Raw genomic sequence first — 15,494 nt, 5'->3', positions numbered from 1 at the left:
GGCGGGGTGAGTGGCGTCAGGGCGGAGGGTGGTTCCCGATTTTCTGAAAAGATCAGGCAGGCCCGTCAGAGGGCTTGCGCCGGGGGCGGGAGATGACCGATTCGATGTTCTTGCGGCCGATCAGCAACGGGCTCTTGGCTTTGCGCGAGGCCGGCATGTCGGCCAGCCATTTGTACATCACCAGGCAGTCCACCAGCCCGAGCCGGGCATGGCGGTAAGCGCGAGGCAGACGGCCGACGGTCTCAAACCCGAGTTTCTGCCAGAGCGCAACGGCGACTTCATTGGTGGCCACCACGGAGTTGAACTGCATGGCCGAGAAGCCGCTGTCCAGCGCCAGTTGCTGGGAGTGCTCGCACATCAGGCGCGCGACGCCACGACCCCGCGCGGCCGGGGTGACCATGTAGCCGCAGTTGCTGACATGGCTGCCGGGGCCTGCCGCGTTGGCCTTGAGGTAATAGCTGCCGAGCAGCACGCCGTCTTCCTCGGCGATCAACGTGTGCAGCGGGTATTCCAGCCACAGGTGCCGGGCCTGCTCGCAGGTCAGGTCGGGGGCGTAGGCGTAGGTTTCCTGGGCCCGGACCACGGCCTGAAAGGTGGGCCAGAAGACCGCGAAGTCATCGGCGGTCATGGGGCGGATGTGGATCATGGGTCGGTTCCGGAATTCGGGGAGGGGCAGGTTGTGCGCGTGATGACTTACCTGTGGGAGTGACCGGGGTGGCGCTCCACTTTGCTCACGAAGGCGGCATCACTGCCGCCAGAGAAGCGTTGGCCGACCGGGCCTGTTCGCGAGCAAGCTCGCTCCCACAATTGGGCTCCCACAAGGGTGATGCAGTGTCATGCCTGAAGGGTGGCCTCAGGCCAAGCTCCGTTAAGACACAACCCGATAACACGGCACATACGCCGCGCCGCCCGGCAGCTTCATCCGGTGCTGCTCGACGAAGGCCTGCAACAGCTTGTCCAGCGGCTGCATCACCTCGGCGTCACCGTGGATTTCATACGGGCCGTGTTCTTCGATCAGGCGAATGCCCTTGTCCTTGACGTTGCCCGCCACGATCCCGGAGAACGCCCGGCGCAGGTTCGCGGCCAGTTCGTGGGGCGGCAGGTCGCGGCGCAGCTGCAGGCTGGCCATGTTGGCGTGGGTCGGGTCGAATGGACGCTGGAAGCTCTCTTCGATCTTCAGCAGCCAGTTGAAGTGGAACGCGTCGGCACGGTCGCGGCGGAACTGGCGCACGGAAGCCAGGCCAAGGGTCATCTGCCGTGCCACTTCCGACGGGTTGTCGATGATGATCTGGTAATGCTTGTGCGCTTCTTCGCCCAGGGTGGCGCTAACGAACGCGTGCAGCTGCTCCAGGTACGGCGCGGTGCTTTTCGGGCCGGTCAGGATGACCGGGAACGGCAGGTCCTGGTTGTCCGGGTGCATGAGGATGCCGAGCAGGTAGAGGAATTCCTCCGCCGTGCCTGCGCCCCCCGGGAAAATGATGATGCCGTGGCCGACCCGGACGAAGGCTTCCAGGCGCTTCTCGATGTCCGGCAGGATCACCAGCTCATTGACGATCGGGTTCGGCGCTTCGGCCGCGATAATGCCCGGCTCGGTCAGGCCCAGGTAACGGCCGCCGGTGATGCGCTGCTTGGCGTGGGCAATGGTCGCGCCTTTCATCGGGCCTTTCATCACGCCAGGGCCGCAACCGGTGCAGATGTCCAGTTTGCGCAGGCCCAGCTCGTGGCCGACTTTCTTGGTGTATTTGTATTCTTCGGTGTTGATCGAGTGGCCGCCCCAGCACACCACCATCTTTGGTTCGACGCCGGGGCGCAGGGTGCGGGCATTGCGCAGCAGGTGGAAAACGTAATCGGTGATGCCCTGGGAGCTGCTCAGGTCGATGCGCTGGCTGTCGAGCTCGCTCTCGGTGTAGACGATGTCGCGCAGGGCGCTGAAGAGCATTTCCCGGGTGCTGGCAATCATCTCGCCGTCGACGAAGGCGTCGGCCGGGGCGTTCAGCAGTTCGAGGCGCACGCCACGGTCTTGCTGGTGGATGCGCACTTCGAAGTCCTGGTAAGCCTCCAGGATGGTCTTGGCGTTATCGACATGGGCGCCGGTGTTGAGGATGGCCAGGGCGCACTGGCGGAACAGGGTGTAAATGCTGCCGGAGCCTGCGGCGCTGAGCTGCTGGACTTCACGTTGGGACAGTGTTTCCAGGCTGCCCTTGGGGCTGACCGAAGCGTTGATGACGTGTCTTGGAGCCATTCTTGATTCCTTGAGAGCGGTGCCGGCCGCCGCGAGGGGGCAGGGCACGAATACAGTAAGCGTTCGAGACGCTCACCCATGGGGCCATTTTTTACATCGGTTGGTCAGGAAAGCAAACGTTGTGAGCGCGAATCTGGAAATTTCCCGTGACCCCGGTATGCTGCTCCTCGACGCCCAGACCCATCGGCCCTCCCGACGCTATGATCTTCAACTTCATCATTTTTCTCCTGACCCTTGTCGCCATGGAAGGGGTCGGCTTCCTCGCCCACAAGTACGTGATGCACGGCTGGGGCTGGTTCCTGCACAAGTCCCACCACGAAGAACAGCTCGGCGCGTTCGAAACCAACGACCTCTATCTGCTGGCCCTGGCCCTGGTGGCGATCGCGCTGATCGTTGCCGGCAACAGCGGCCATGACCCGCTGCAATGGGTGGGCGCCGGCGTCGCGGCGTTCGGTCTGCTCTACGTGTTTATTCACGATGGCATGGTCCATCGTCATTGGCCTGCGCGACCACGGCCGCGCAGCCGCTACCTCAAACGCCTCTACCACGCGCATCTCATGCATCACGCGGTGAAAGGCCGACGCAACAGCGTGTCCTTCGGCTTCCTTTATGCGCCCTCGGCGGCGACGCTGAAACACCAGCTGCGCGATCATCGTTCTGCCCCCCGTGACGAGCGTTGTCGAGACAGCGCCGGCGCGGCCATGGGCACGGATCTGCAGAACGGCTGAACGGACTCCACGCCGGACCGGTCATTAGTTTCACGTGCGTCACGCTGTTGCGCGTCGTGTTGCTGTCGTAGCACTGACGGTCAGTCGTCTCACGCTGTTAATCAACGCGAATTCCTTCTCCGGAGAACCCCATGACTCAAGCATCGACACAGGCAACGGGCAAGACCGTCACCTTCAAACGCCCCGACGGCAAAGAGTTGAGTGGCTACCTGGCCAGCCCGGCCAAGACCGACGGCGCACCGGCCGTGGTGGTGATTCAGGAATGGTGGGGCCTGAACGACCAGATCCGTGGCGTGGCCGATCGGCTTGCCGCCTCGGGCTATCTGGCGCTGGTGCCTGATCTGTACCGTGGCGAAATGACGGTCGAGGAAGAAGAAGCCCATCACCTGATGGACAAACTCGACTTCGCCGACGCCGCCACCCAGGACATCCGCGGCGCCGTGCAATACCTCAAGGGCCACAGCCAGAAAGTCGGCGTCACCGGCTTTTGCATGGGCGGCGCGCTGACCCTGTTGGCGCTGAACTTCATCCCCGAACTGTCTGCCGGCGTGGTGTTCTACGGCATGCCGCCGCTGGAATTCCTCGACCCTGCGGCGATCAAGGTGCCGGTACTGGCGCATTGGGGCACCCAGGATGAGTTCTTCCCGGCGGACGGCGTCGATCAGCTCGAAGCCAAACTCAGCGAAGGCGGCGTGGACCTGGAATTCCACCGCTACCTGGCCCACCACGCCTTTGCCAACGAAGAAGCCGTCGGCCCTGGCCGGATTCCGGGCACGCAATACGACCCGGTGTGGGCGCAGCTGGCCATGGACCGCACGCTGACGTTCTTCGGCCGCACGCTGTGGGGTTGAAGAGAGCGGCGCTTGAGTAGCTGCTAGCGTTACTGCACCCCGAACAGCGCCGTCCAGTAAATACCGGCGTCGCTTTTCGGGTCGGTGGCGTAGGCAGCGCCCAGGTCATGAAACTGCGGGTTCATGAGGTTGGCGCAATGGCCGGGGCTGGCGAGCCAGCCTTCGACCACCTTGCGCGCGTTGTCCTGGCCGGCGGCAATGTTCTCGCCGATCTGCTGGCCGATGTACCCGGCCAGCTCCGCACGGTCCCCCGGCGTCCCGCCATTGCGACCCTTGTGATCAAAATAATTGTTGTTGGCCATGGAACGCGAGTGGCTCTCGGCTGCGCTCATCAGGGTGTCGTTCCACACCAGCGGCGCGGCCGCAGGAAACGACTGGGCGCCACATTGCTGCGGCTGCTTGCGCGCTTCATTGATCAGCCCCAGCAGTTTCTGGCCCTCGGCCTGCGCATTACCCAACCCGCCCGCCAGCAGCGGACGTGCCAGCACGATGCGCCAGTCGCGGCCGTTGCGGCTGACGCCGATGTCGACGAACTGCGGATTGAGCACCACCTGACAAAAACTTTCCTGAATGGCGGCCATCGCCGCTTGCGCGTCGCGCGGGCCCGAAAGCGTGATCGCCTGGACGCTGACCATCGGATACGACGCCCGGGCCAGCATCGGCTGCAGGTCCACCGTGCCACTGGCCGGCAGGTTCAGGCGCGGGTCGCTGTTGAGTGGCGGCAGCTCGGTCGACGCCACATTGGCGCAGGGCTGCGCCTGGCTGCGGTAGGTATTGATTGACTGGATCAGCTGCGTTTCTTCGCCGGCCACGGCCGTCCCTGCCATCAGCAGTGCCAGGGGCACAACAGCGAGACACTGGATGAATGATCTGAAACGCATGGAAATCTCCCTCGAACTGACGCGCCCACGGTGCGCGATTTTACCTGTCGCGATTAGTCTGAGCTGCACAAACCGTGGAGGTTGCAGCGATGAGCAGGGTTTTTGCAATAGCCGGCGTGAAAACCCGGTGTTTCGCCGCATGCTGCACGCCGATGCGTGACTGAACGGGCGCGAAGGGAGAGGGCGTTTGTTGAATCTGCGCGCGGGCGGTAGTCGTCACACCGGCTGAGCCACATAATCAGCGCTCGACCTTGCGATGTGACATCAATGACCACAACCATTCAGCGACTGACCCCGGAATATGCCTCGGCGTATCGAGCCCTGATGCTTGAAGCGTACGCCCTCCATCCTGATGCGTTTACCTCCGACGTCGCCGAGCGCGAAGCCTTGCCGATCAGTTGGTGGGAAAAGCGGCTTGTGGTCGGGCCTGACGCGAAAGAGGTGGTGTTTGGCGCCGTTGAATCAGGCAGTTTGCTGGGGGTTGCCGGCCTGTCCCTGGAAACCAGAAGGAAAGCCCGCCACAAATCCACGCTGTTCGGGATGTACGTTCCCCACGCCCATCGCGGCAAAGGCATTGGCCACGACCTGATCAGCAGCGTGTTGGCCTACGCCCGTAGCCAGCCACCGCTGTTGCTGGTCCAGTTGACCGTCACTGACGGTAACCGCGGCGCGCAGGGCCTATACGAACGGATGGGCTTTGTCCCGTTTGGGGTGGAGCCGTATGCGGTGGCGGTGGGAGAGCAGTATGTGTCGAAGGTGCACATGTGGTGCGATTTGCGGCGTTCCGGGTCTGAGATCGGCTGAAGCCGGGCGCACTGTTGGATCGCGGTCGGTTAGTGGGACTGGCTTTAGCCGGGAAGAGGCCGGTGTGCATACCCACAATTTTGCAGTGCGCCTACCGACGCTTTCCCGTCTAAAGCCCGTCCCACTTTTGGATCACGGTCGGTTAGTAGGACTGGCTTTAGCCGGGAAGAGGCCAGTGTGTGTGCCATCCAGTTTGCGGTATGGCCTCCGACGTCTTCCCGGCTGAAGCCGGTCCCACTGTTGGATCGCGGTCGGTTAGTGGGACTGGCTTTAGCCGGGAATAGGCCAGTGTGTGCGCCACCATATTCGCGGTATGGCCTACCGACGCTTTCCCGGCTGAAGCCGGTCCCACTGTTGGATCGCGGTCGGTTAGTGGGACTGGCTTTAGCCGGGAATGGGCCAGTGCGTGCGACATCCAATTTGCGGTATGGCCTCCGACGCTTTCCCGGCTGAAGCCGGTCCTACTGTTGGATCGCGGTCGGTTAGTGGGACCGGCTTCAGCCGGGAAGAGGCCGGTGTGCATACCCACAATTTTGCAGTGCGCCTACCGACGTCTTCCCGGCTGAAGCCGGTCCCTTTGTTGGATCGCGGTCGGTTAGTGGGACTTGCTTTAGCCGGGAAGAGGCCAGTGTGTGCGCCATCCAATTTGTGGCGTGGCCTCCGACGTCTTCCCGGCTGAAGCCGGTCCCACTGTTGGATCGCGGTCTGTCAGTAGGACTGGCTTTAGCCGGGAAGAGGCCAGTGCGTACGCCATCCAATTTGCGGCGCGGCCTCCGACGCCGTCCCGGCTGAAGCCGGTCCCACTGTTGGATCGCGGTTGATTAGTGGGACCGGCTTTAGCCGGGAATGGGCCAGTGTGTGCGCCATCCAGTTTGCGGTATGGCCTCCGACGCCTTCCCGGCTGAAGCCGGTCCCACTGTTGGATCGCGGTCTGTCAGTGGGACTGGCTTTAGCCGGGAAAAGGCCGGTGTGCATACCCACAAATTTTGCAGTGTGCCTACCGACGCTTTCCCGGCTGAAGCCGGTCCCACTGTTGGATCGCGGTCTGTCAGGGGGACTGGCTTTAGCCGGGAAGAGGCCAGTGCGTACGCCATCCATTTTGCGGTATGGCCTCCGACGCCTTCCCGGCTAAAGCCGGTCCTACTGTTGGATCGCGGTCGGTTAGTGGAACTGGCTTTAGCCGGGAAGAGGCCAGTGTGTGCGCCATCCAATTTGTGGCGTGGCCTCCGACGCCTTCCCGGCTGAAGCCGGTCCCACTGTTGGATCGCGGTCGGTTAGTGGGACTGGCTTTAGCCGGGAAGAGGCCAGTGTGTGCGCCATCCAATTTGTGGCGTGGCCTCCGACGCTTTCCCGGCTGAAGCCGGTCCTACTGTTGGATCGCGGTTGATTAGTGGGACTGGCTTTAGCCGGGAAGAGGCCAGTGCGTACGCCATCCAATTTGCGGTGTGGCCTCCGACGCTTTCCCGGCTGAAGCCGGTCCCACAGTTGGATCGCGGTCTGTCAGTGGGACTGGCTTTAGCCGGGAATGGGCCAGTGCGTGCGACATCCAATTTGCGGTATGGCCTCCGACGCCTTCCCGGCTGAAGCCGGTCCTACTGTTGGATCGCGGTCGGTTAGTGGGACCGGCTTCAGCCGGGAAGAGGCCGGTGTGCATACCCACAATTTTGCAGTGCGCCTACCGACGTCTTCCCGGCTGAAGCCGGTCCCTTTGTTGGATCGCGGTCGGTTAGTGGGACTGGCTTTAGCCGGGAAGAGGCCAGTGTGTGCGCCATCCAATTTGTGGCGCGGCCTCCGAAGCTTTCCCGGCTAAAGCCGGTCCTACTGTTGGATCGCGGTCGGTTAGTGGGACTGGCTTTAGCCGGGAAGAGGCCAGTGTGTACGACTTCCAATTCGCGGTATGGCTTCCGACGCTTTCCCGGCTGACGCCGGTCACACTGTTGGATCGCGGTCGGTTAGTGGGACCGGCTTTAGCCGGGAAGAGGCCAGTATGTGCGCCATCCATTTTGCGGTATGGCCTACCGACGCTTTCCCGGCTAAAGCCGGTCCTACATATGCATCGCGGCCCTGCTTTAACCACCTAGCGCTCGATCGTGCGGCTCCAGCGGGCGTTCCATTCCGGGCGGACCTGGTTGACCTGATCCCAGTCGATGGTCACGGCGGTTTCCAGGTATTTGTTCATGGCTTCGACCTGGCCACGGGTCTTGTCGGTGGTCGGGGTTTTCGGGTTGGACGGGATCTGGTCGCCCATTTCCAGGGCCGGCGCCTGGGCTTCCGGGGTCAGCAGGAAAGCCGCGAGTTTCTGCGCCAGTTCCGGCTGGTCGTTGTTGGCGATGGTGCATTCGGCCACGTTCAACACCACACCGCCTTCCTTCGGCGGCGCGTAATCCACCGGCACGCCCTTGAGCTTGAGCGCGGTGACCTGGGTCGGCGTCAGCGGGAACAGCGCCGCTTCCCCGGTCTGCACCATCTCCGAAATCTTCGCGGAACTGGCGATGTACTCCAGCACGTTCGGCCCCACCGTCTTCGGCCACGCCTTGAAACCCGGCTCGACGTTGGTTTCGTTGCCGCCCTGCAACCGGTTGAACATCAGAAAACCGTGCAGCCCGAACGTAGAAGAGGCCAGCGACTGGAACACCAGCTTCTCCTTGTACTTAGGGTCCGCCATGTCGGCCCAGGACGTCGGCGCGCTCCAGCCATTGTCCTTGAACATCTTGGTGTTGTACGCCAGCCCCGTGACACCGAGGCTGACGGCCACCGCTTCTTCCTTGATCTTGCCCTTGGCCGGGATGTCCGCCAGGCTCGCGCTCGGATTCAGCTTGCCGCACAGGCCCATGGAAATGGCGCGGTACATGATGCCGTCGTCGAGGAACATCACGTGCATCTGCGGATTGTCCTTGCTGGCCTGAACCTTGGCGAGGATGTCCGAGGACGTGCCCGGCACGATCACCACCTTGACGTTGTTCGCCTTCTCGAATGCCGGCAGCACGTTGTCGGCGTACAAGCGCTCCATGGTGCCGCCGTTCATGCCCAGGTACAGCGTCGGTTCGGCCTGTACGGGCATCGAAGCAACAAACACGGCAAACGGCAGGCAAGACAAGCCAGTCAGGGCAACACGTTTCATATGAGTCATGGGTTCGACCTTCCTCTGAGCAATGGAATGACGTGATCGGTGCCGGACGGCACGACGATGGCAGGCGATGAAATGTGCGGTTGCGATTGAAAGCGTGTGATCGAGAACGGCGTCAGGTCGATGTTCGACGCACCGGCACAGACCATTTGCGCCAGCGCCTCGCCCGCCGCCGGACCGATCTGAAAGCCCGATCCCGCAAAGCCGAAGCCGTGCAGTAAACCGGGTTGCGTGGAACTGGCACCCAGGACCGGTTCGCGGTCGGGCAGATAACCTTCGGTGCCGCTCCAGGTGCGAATGGCCTGGGCACCGGCCAGCGGCGGGTACAGTTCAACGGCGTTGCGCAGGATCTCCAGAATCGCTGCCTGACCGGGGCGCGCGGTGGCCGGGTCCAGCGGAAAACCCTGACCGCCGCCCAGCACGCAATTGCCCCGCGCCACCTGCCGCGCATAAATCCCGCCGCCCTCGACGCCGGTGCTGACGTCCATGAACATCGGCAGCGGTTCGGTCACCAGCATCGCCGGGTGGCCCGCACGCATCGGCACCGGTTCGCCGAACTGCTGGGCCAGTTGAGCCGCCCAGGCGCCGGCGCAATTGAGCAGCCAAGGTCCACGAAAGCACTGATCATCGGCGGTCCGCACGACAAACGCCTGACCGTCATGGCTGACCTCGCTGACGTGGGCCTGCTCGAACGTCTGCGCACCGGCCCGGCGCGCAGCAAAGGCAAACGCCGGAGAAACGAGGCGCGGATTGGCATGGCCGTCCTCAGCACACAGCGAGGCGCCCACCGCCACATCCCCGGCCCAGGGAAAGCGGGCGCGCAACTGGGCGTGGTAGAGCAACTGCAGCTGCATCCCGAATCCCCGGGACGCCTCTTCATAGGCGACCAGCGCGGCCATGTCCTTGTCACTGCGGGCCAGCTTGAGATGGCCCGAGCGCACGTATTCGCCGTCGGTGCCGATGAACGCGCGCAGGTCACCCCAGATTTCATGGGCGCGCCGGGACAGCGGCAGTTGCGACAGCGGACGGCCCTGACGGCGCACGCCGCCGTAGTTCACGCCGCTTGAGTGAGAGCCGAAAAAGTCCCTTTCCAGCAGCGCCACGCGTTTGCCGCTCAGGGCGAGAAACAGCGCCGCCGAGGCGCCGACAATCCCGCCGCCGATCACCACCGCATCCACCTCGACGGGCTGGCTCATTGTTCTGCCTCCACGCCAAACGGCAGCGGCTTGATCGGTGCCTGCCCACGCAATCGACCAACGCAGGCAACCTCGCGGCCCGACGCGTGAGCGACGATTTCCGCCGCGGCCAGCCCACACATGCGCCCCTGACAGCGGCCCATGCCGACCCGGCACATGGCCTTGACCCGGTTAATCTCCCAATGTCCCTCGGCCACGGTCTGGCGGATCTCGCCGGCGCTGACTTCCTCGCAACGGCAAACGATCAGGCTGTCCGGCGCCTTGGCCGCCCAGTCCTCGGGGAAAGGGAACGCGGTTTCCAGCCCCTGGCGAAACCGCTGGATGGCTGCCAGTTGGCGCTGTAATTCGATGCTGCGGGCGCGGTCGATGCGGTAGCCGAGGTCGCCGAGCAAGGTCAGGGCCGCCAGTTCGCCGGCCATTTCGGCGGCGTCGGCGCCCATGATGCCCGCGCTATCACCGGCCAGATAAACCCCCTCGACGCTGCTGCGTCCGGCGGCGTCGCGGGTCGGCAGCCAGGCACGGTTCAACGCGCTCCAGGCGAAGTCGCAGCCGAGCAGATCGGCCAGCTGGGTTTCGCTGCGCAGGGCATGGGCGAACGCGACCGCATCACAGGCCAGGTCCTTGAGCTGCTTGCCCTGCTGCCAGCTGACCCCGCTGACCCGTCGCTCGCCCTGAATGTCATGCAGATGAACGCCCTGATGCACCGGGACACCGTGGGCCGTCAGCCAGGCGCGGTAATAAAGCCCTTTGGCCAGCGTCGACGGTTGCCCGAGCAGCGCGGGCAGGGCGCGGGTCTGGGCGGAGAAGGGCGAGCTGTCGAGCACCGCCGCCACCGTCGCACCGGCCTTGGCGTATTGATACGCCACCAGATACAACAGCGGCCCGCTGCCGGCAAAGACCACGCGCTGACCGATGGCGCAGCCCTGAAACTTCAGCGCGATCTGCGCCGCGCCGAGGCTGTAGACGCCGGGCAATGTCCAGCCCGGTACCGGCAGGATGCGGTCGGTGGCCCCGGTGGCCACGATCAGATGCTTGAACGGGACCTGCGCCGCGCGGCCATTGTGCAGGGTATCGAGGGTGCGCGATTCGGCGTTCCACACCAACGTCTCGGGACGGTAGTCGATCTCAGCCTGCAACTGATCGATGGTGGTGTGAACCGACTCGGCCTTGCCCGCTTCGAAACCGTACAGCGCCTTCGCCGACCGTTTGAACTGCTCCGGCTGGCGACGATAGACCTGACCGCCGCCGCGCAGGCTTTCATCCAGCAGACAAGGGCGCAGACCGTGGGCAAGCAGCGTCTGCGCCGCGCGAATTCCCGCCGGGCCGGCGCCGACGATGACCGTGCTCGCAACCGAGGTCGCTGGCGCGTTGACGGCCTCGCTGACGGCTCCGTTTTTCGCCTCGTTCATAGGCTGCGCCCCGGCTCGCGGGTCACGCAGACATTGGCTTCGAGCAGCGTCGAGCAGGCCCGCACCCGGCGGCCGTCGCCCAGTTTCACCCAGCAATCCTGGCACGCGCCCATCAGGCAGAAACCGGCCCGGGGTTCGCCGCTGAAGTCGCTGCCGCGCAATGAGTCTTCTGCCGTCAGCACCGCCGTGAGCAAGGTATCGCCCTGCAAGCCGCTGACCGGCTGGCCGTCGAGGGTGAAGGGCAGCACGGCGCGGTCGCGTTCGGCCAGTCGTTTCAGCAAGGCCATGGCGTGCGCTCCATCGGGCAAAGGTGGGTAAACCGAACAGTCATCAATGCCTCCCTACCAGTACACGGTCCAGCCCATACACCCGGTCGAGAATGATCATGGTCGCCGCCGTCAGGGCGATCACCAGCGCAGACACCGCCGCCATCATCGGATCGATGGATTCGGTGGCGTACACGTACATGCGCACCGGCAGGGTCTGGGTCGACGGCGAGGTGACGAAGATCGACAGCGTCACTTCGTCGAAGCTGTTGATGAACGCGAGCAGCCAGCCACCGGCCACGCCGGGCAGGATCATCGGCAGGGTGATCAAGCGGAACAGCGTGAAGCGGCTGGCACCGAGGGATTCAGCCGCCTGCTCGGCGCTGCGGTCCATGCCGATGGAGGCGGCAATCACCAGGCGCAGCACGTACGGCGTGATCACCACCACGTGGGCGAACATCAGCCAGACGAAACTGCCGTTCACGCCCATCAGCGCGAACAGGCGCAGCATCGCCACCCCCAGCACCAGATGGGGAATGATGATCGGCGACAGGAACAGGCCGTTGAGAAAATCCCGGCCGGGAAAGCGGTAGCGGGTGATCGCCAGTGCCGCCGGCACGGCGATCAACGTCGCCAGGGTGGCCGCGACCACCGCCAGGATCAGGCTGTTGTAGAAGGACTGAATGAAATCAGCGCGCTCGAATACCGCCCTGAACCAGCGCAGGGAAAACCCGTGCCACGGCAGGCTGAGGGTGTTTTCCGGGGTGAAGGCCACCAGGCACACCACCACCAGCGGCGCCAGCATGAACACCACCACCAGGGCATGAAACGACAGGGCCAGAGGACCGTTCTTGGACATCGCTCATTCCCCCAGGGATTTTTTATAGCGGCCTTCGACCAGCCGGTTCCACGACAGCATGACCAGCAGGTTGATCAGCAGCAGCGCCACGGCAATCGCCGCGCCCATGGGCCAGTTGAGTTCCGAGAGGTATTGGTCGTAGACGACGGTGGCGACCATCTTCAGGCGCCTCCCGCCGAGCAGTCCGGGGATGGCAAACGAGCTGGCGGACAGGCCGAAGACGATCAACGTCCCCGACAGCACGCCGGGCATGACCTGCGGCAGCACCACCATCCTCATCACTTGCGCCTGAGTCGCGCCAAGGGACAGCGCGGCCTGTTCAGCGGAGGCGTCGAGCTTTTGCAGGGATGTCCACACCGGGATGATCATGAACGGCAGCATCACGTGGACCAGCGCCAGAATCACCGCGAACGGCGTGTAGAGCATCTTGATCGGGCGACCGCCGAGGGCCTGGATCGCCTGATTGATCAGACCGTCGGCGCCCAGCAACAGGCTCCAGCCGAACGCCCGCACCACCACCGAAATCAGCAGCGGCGTGAGGATCAGGATCAGGAAAATCGACCGCCACGGGGTGCCCATGCGGCTGAGGATGTAGGCCTCGGGCACGCCGATCACTACGCACAGCAGGGTCACCAGCGCGCTGATCCAGAAGGTGCGCAGGAAGATCTCGTAGAAGTACGAATCGGTGAGCAGATTGGTGTACTGCGCCAGCGTCCACTCACCGCCCTTGACCCCGATTTCGTAGTCGAACACGTTGAACGACAGCACCAGCGTCAGCAGCAACGGCAGCACCAGCAGGCCGAAGAACAGCGCCAGGGCCGGCGCCGACAGCAGGTACCCGCGTCCGGTGTCGCGCAGCACACTCATGCCGGCACCTCGTCGACGCTCAACACCCGCAGCAGGTCCGACGGCCAGTCCAGGCCCACCGCGAAGCCTTCGTTCATCGGCGCGTCGCCATCGTTGCGGCGCACCACAGTGATTTCGCCGATGTCTGTTTCGATGCGGTACAGCCACTGGCTGCCGAGGAAGTAGCGCATGGCCACGCGGCCTTGCAGGCGGCCAGTCCCCGCAGGCACCAGGTCGATTTTTTCGGGGCGCAGGCTTAACACCAGCTCGCCGTCGCCAGGCTGATGACGGACCTGGGCCGCGCCGCTGGCATCGCGATCACCGCGCAGCAGATTGGCCTTGCCGACGAAGCCCGAGATGAAACGCGTACGGGGGTGTTCGTAGAGGTGGTAGGGCTCGTCGATCTGGGTGATGCGCCCGGCCTGCATCACCACGACGCGGTCGCTGATGGACAGCGCTTCGGCCTGGTCGTGGGTGACCATCAGGGTGGTGATGCCGACTTCGCGCTGGATGCGGCGGATCTCGAACTGCATTTCTTCCCGCAGGTTGGCGTCGAGGTTGGACAGCGGTTCGTCCAGCAGCAACACCGGCGGCTCGATCACCAGCGCCCGGGCCAAAGCCACCCGCTGACGCTGCCCGCCGGACAGCTCGCGAGGGTAACGCTCGGCATGGGGCGTGAGGCGCACCAGTTCCAGCACCCGGGAGACGCGGCGCTCGATGTCGGCGGCGGAGACTTTGCGCATTTTCAGGCCGAAGGCGACGTTGTCGCGCACGCTCATGTGCGGGAACAGCGCGTAGGACTGGAACACCACGCCCAGGCCGCGACTGGCCGGTTTGGCGTGGGTGATGTCGCGGCCGTCCAGCAGGATGCGGCCGGCGCTGACGTCAACGAAGCCGGCGATCATTTGCAGGGTGGTGGTTTTGCCGCAGCCGGAGGGGCCGAGCAGGGAGACGAATTCGCCTTGCTCCACCGAAAGGTCAGTGGCCACGACCGCATCGATGGGGCCGTAGCGTTTGCACAGTGCCTGGAGTTGAAGAAAAGCCATGGCTGCGTTCCACCTTTTTTCGTGCGCACCGAGGGCGCGCGTTTTTTATGGGCAGATGCGAAGAGAAGTGCTGCGTATGGCTGTGGACGCTGGCGCTCGATCAATGTCGGCTGCCGCTGTTATTCAAATCGCCCTGTGGACCGATCGTAGGCCCAAGACTAGGATGCGCTCAACGAGCAATTTCATTGAGTGAGTAGTTTTTGCGAATTCATTCAATCAGCGAAAAGAAATGAGGATCGTGGCGAAATGGATTCCACTGAGCGGAAGAGCGCTGAGAAAGAAACAGGGGTTGGTGCGGTCTCTCGCGTGTTTGCCGTGCTGCGGGCGCTGGGCAATTGTCCCGATGGCAGTGAACGGGTCACACAACTGGCGCAGCAGGTGGGTCTGTCGCAACCGACCACCCACCGTTTGCTGCGCAGCCTGATGGACGAGGGCATGGTCGAGCAGGACCTGCGCAGCAAGCGTTACCGCCTGAGCCTGGAATTTTTCGCCCTTGCCGCGCGCGCCGGACAGTCCGGCAACCTGCGCGACGTGGTGCGGCCGAGTTTGCTGCGCCTGTCGGCCTCGTTGGGGGACTCGTTGTTTCTGCTGGCCCGCAGTGGTTTCGATGCGGTGTGTCTGGACCGCAGCGAAGGGCCGTACCCGATCCGCACCTTCACCGGCGACATCGGCGGTCGCGTGGCACTGGGCGTGGGGCAGGGCAGTCTGGCGATCCTGGCGTTTCTGCCGGAAGAAGAACGCGAGACCGTCATCCGCTACAACTTGCCGCGCCTGCGGGATTTCCACCTCTACGACGAAGTGATGCTGCGCTCGGAAATCGACACAGTGCGGCGGACCGGCTACGCCGCGCGCAACACCGGCGTGCTGGAAGGCATGGCGGGTCTGGCGGTGCCGATTCTCGACCGCGATGGCCGGGCCGTGGCGGCGTTGAGCGTGGCCACCCTCAGCGACCGCCTCAGTGCCGACCGCATGCCCACGGTGGTGGACATGCTCAAGCGCGAGGCAACGGCGATCAGCCAGAAGATCAATCCCTTCGATCCGGTGCTGCGCCGCCCCTCTCAGGTGTTCGGTCAGCGAGAATGACTGCCGCAGCCGACACACTCATCTGAATGCCTTTCAGTACATTTAGATAGCCGTTTGATTGGGCTGCAGGCCTTGCTCTTGGGGCTTCTCAGCCGTTCGTCGGATCTGCCGGGCCGGCCTTCAAGAAGCCCTGCGCAGGGTCGAAGCACTCTGTGC

The 15,494-nt window shown here is 64.0% G+C and carries 14 protein-coding genes; 4 read left to right on the top strand and 10 right to left on the bottom strand.

Features of this window, described 5'->3' with window-relative positions; translation table 11 throughout:
• Positions 1-52: 52 nt before the first annotated feature.
• Both M1E04_RS13610 and ppnN read right to left on the bottom strand, forming a co-directional pair.
• Positions 53-646 (bottom strand): N-acetyltransferase family protein, encoded by a 594-nt coding sequence (locus M1E04_RS13610; RefSeq protein WP_456291504.1) that lies wholly within the window; start codon positions 644-646, stop codon positions 53-55.
• 222 nt (positions 647-868) lie between these two features.
• A complete protein-coding gene (gene ppnN / locus M1E04_RS13605) occupies positions 869-2,242 on the bottom strand; it encodes a nucleotide 5'-monophosphate nucleosidase PpnN (RefSeq protein ID WP_065991552.1) in 1,374 nt (457 codons plus the stop codon).
• A 200-nt stretch (positions 2,243-2,442) separates the two neighbouring features.
• On the opposite strand from ppnN, the gene M1E04_RS13600 reads away from it, so the two are divergent.
• Positions 2,443-2,970, top strand: coding sequence for a sterol desaturase family protein (locus M1E04_RS13600; RefSeq protein ID WP_192131967.1), 528 nt, complete (start codon positions 2,443-2,445; stop codon positions 2,968-2,970).
• 131 nt (positions 2,971-3,101) lie between these two features.
• On the top strand, positions 3,102-3,821 hold the full coding sequence (locus M1E04_RS13595) for a dienelactone hydrolase family protein (protein ID WP_192131321.1): 720 nt from the start codon (positions 3,102-3,104) through the stop codon (positions 3,819-3,821).
• Positions 3,822-3,850: 29 nt separating this feature from the next.
• Here M1E04_RS13595 and M1E04_RS13590 read toward each other — a convergent pair whose 3' ends face one another.
• Entirely contained in the window at positions 3,851-4,648 is a 798-nt protein-coding gene (locus tag M1E04_RS13590) for a CAP domain-containing protein (RefSeq protein ID WP_456293195.1), read from the bottom strand.
• A gap of 321 nt (positions 4,649-4,969) precedes the next feature.
• Here M1E04_RS13590 and M1E04_RS13585 point away from each other — a divergent pair, with 321 nt between their 5' ends.
• Positions 4,970-5,506 (top strand): GNAT family N-acetyltransferase, encoded by a 537-nt coding sequence (locus M1E04_RS13585; RefSeq protein WP_192131325.1) that lies wholly within the window; start codon positions 4,970-4,972, stop codon positions 5,504-5,506.
• A 2,077-nt stretch (positions 5,507-7,583) separates the two neighbouring features.
• Here the strand turns inward: M1E04_RS13585 and M1E04_RS13580 are convergent.
• Genes M1E04_RS13580 through M1E04_RS13550 form a run of 7 tightly spaced genes read right to left on the bottom strand, consistent with a single transcriptional unit; the run spans position 7,584 to position 14,255 of the window.
• Positions 7,584-8,636 (bottom strand): ABC transporter substrate-binding protein, encoded by a 1,053-nt coding sequence (locus tag M1E04_RS13580; protein WP_456291503.1) that lies wholly within the window; start codon positions 8,634-8,636, stop codon positions 7,584-7,586.
• On the bottom strand, positions 8,633-9,829 hold the full coding sequence (locus tag M1E04_RS13575) for an NAD(P)/FAD-dependent oxidoreductase (RefSeq protein ID WP_456291502.1): 1,197 nt from the start codon (positions 9,827-9,829) through the stop codon (positions 8,633-8,635). The genes M1E04_RS13580 and M1E04_RS13575 overlap by 4 nt, the downstream gene beginning before the upstream one ends.
• Entirely contained in the window at positions 9,826-11,238 is a 1,413-nt protein-coding gene (locus M1E04_RS13570; protein ID WP_456291501.1) for an FAD-dependent oxidoreductase, read from the bottom strand. Before M1E04_RS13570 ends, M1E04_RS13575 begins: the two co-directional genes overlap by 4 nt.
• Positions 11,235-11,525, bottom strand: a complete 291-nt coding sequence (locus tag M1E04_RS13565; protein ID WP_456291500.1) for a (2Fe-2S)-binding protein — start codon at positions 11,523-11,525, stop codon at positions 11,235-11,237. The genes M1E04_RS13570 and M1E04_RS13565 overlap by 4 nt, the downstream gene beginning before the upstream one ends.
• Before the next feature lie 43 nt (positions 11,526-11,568).
• Entirely contained in the window at positions 11,569-12,363 is a 795-nt protein-coding gene (locus M1E04_RS13560; protein ID WP_037010374.1) for an ABC transporter permease, read from the bottom strand.
• A gap of 3 nt (positions 12,364-12,366) precedes the next feature.
• Positions 12,367-13,230 (bottom strand): ABC transporter permease, encoded by an 864-nt coding sequence (locus tag M1E04_RS13555; protein ID WP_456291499.1) that lies wholly within the window; start codon positions 13,228-13,230, stop codon positions 12,367-12,369.
• Entirely contained in the window at positions 13,227-14,255 is a 1,029-nt protein-coding gene (locus M1E04_RS13550; RefSeq protein WP_456291498.1) for an ABC transporter ATP-binding protein, read from the bottom strand. Before M1E04_RS13550 ends, M1E04_RS13555 begins: the two co-directional genes overlap by 4 nt.
• A 246-nt stretch (positions 14,256-14,501) precedes the next feature.
• Here M1E04_RS13550 and M1E04_RS13545 point away from each other — a divergent pair, with 246 nt between their 5' ends.
• Positions 14,502-15,338 carry an IclR family transcriptional regulator gene (locus M1E04_RS13545; RefSeq protein WP_296308476.1) on the top strand — a complete coding sequence of 279 codons (837 nt, stop codon included), beginning with the start codon at positions 14,502-14,504 and terminating at the stop codon, positions 15,336-15,338.
• Positions 15,339-15,494: the final 156 nt, after the last annotated feature.

The sequence above is a fragment of the Pseudomonas sp. AK106 genome (genome assembly GCF_053903055.1).
Note: the sequence above shows the minus strand (reverse complement) of the source record. Positions and strands in the feature narration are given on the sequence as shown.

What these genes read in the sequence shown, in the direction of transcription:
- M1E04_RS13610 (WP_456291504.1), bottom strand. Translation starts at nt 646, where the DNA reads ATGATCCACATCCGCCCCATGACCGCCGATGACTTCGCGGTCTTCTGG.
- ppnN (WP_065991552.1), bottom strand. Translation starts at nt 2,242, where the DNA reads ATGGCTCCAAGACACGTCATCAACGCTTCGGTCAGCCCCAAGGGCAGC.
- M1E04_RS13600 (WP_192131967.1), top strand. Translation starts at nt 2,443, where the DNA reads ATGATCTTCAACTTCATCATTTTTCTCCTGACCCTTGTCGCCATGGAA.
- M1E04_RS13595 (WP_192131321.1), top strand. Translation starts at nt 3,102, where the DNA reads ATGACTCAAGCATCGACACAGGCAACGGGCAAGACCGTCACCTTCAAA.
- M1E04_RS13590 (WP_456293195.1), bottom strand. Translation starts at nt 4,648, where the DNA reads ATGGCAGGGACGGCCGTGGCCGGCGAAGAAACGCAGCTGATCCAGTCA.
- M1E04_RS13585 (WP_192131325.1), top strand. Translation starts at nt 4,970, where the DNA reads ATGACCACAACCATTCAGCGACTGACCCCGGAATATGCCTCGGCGTAT.
- M1E04_RS13580 (WP_456291503.1), bottom strand. Translation starts at nt 8,636, where the DNA reads ATGACTCATATGAAACGTGTTGCCCTGACTGGCTTGTCTTGCCTGCCG.
- M1E04_RS13575 (WP_456291502.1), bottom strand. Translation starts at nt 9,829, where the DNA reads ATGAGCCAGCCCGTCGAGGTGGATGCGGTGGTGATCGGCGGCGGGATT.
- M1E04_RS13570 (WP_456291501.1), bottom strand. Translation starts at nt 11,238, where the DNA reads ATGAACGAGGCGAAAAACGGAGCCGTCAGCGAGGCCGTCAACGCGCCA.
- M1E04_RS13565 (WP_456291500.1), bottom strand. Translation starts at nt 11,525, where the DNA reads ATGGCCTTGCTGAAACGACTGGCCGAACGCGACCGCGCCGTGCTGCCC.
- M1E04_RS13560 (WP_037010374.1), bottom strand. Translation starts at nt 12,363, where the DNA reads ATGTCCAAGAACGGTCCTCTGGCCCTGTCGTTTCATGCCCTGGTGGTG.
- M1E04_RS13555 (WP_456291499.1), bottom strand. Translation starts at nt 13,230, where the DNA reads ATGAGTGTGCTGCGCGACACCGGACGCGGGTACCTGCTGTCGGCGCCG.
- M1E04_RS13550 (WP_456291498.1), bottom strand. Translation starts at nt 14,255, where the DNA reads ATGGCTTTTCTTCAACTCCAGGCACTGTGCAAACGCTACGGCCCCATC.
- M1E04_RS13545 (WP_296308476.1), top strand. Translation starts at nt 14,502, where the DNA reads ATGGATTCCACTGAGCGGAAGAGCGCTGAGAAAGAAACAGGGGTTGGT.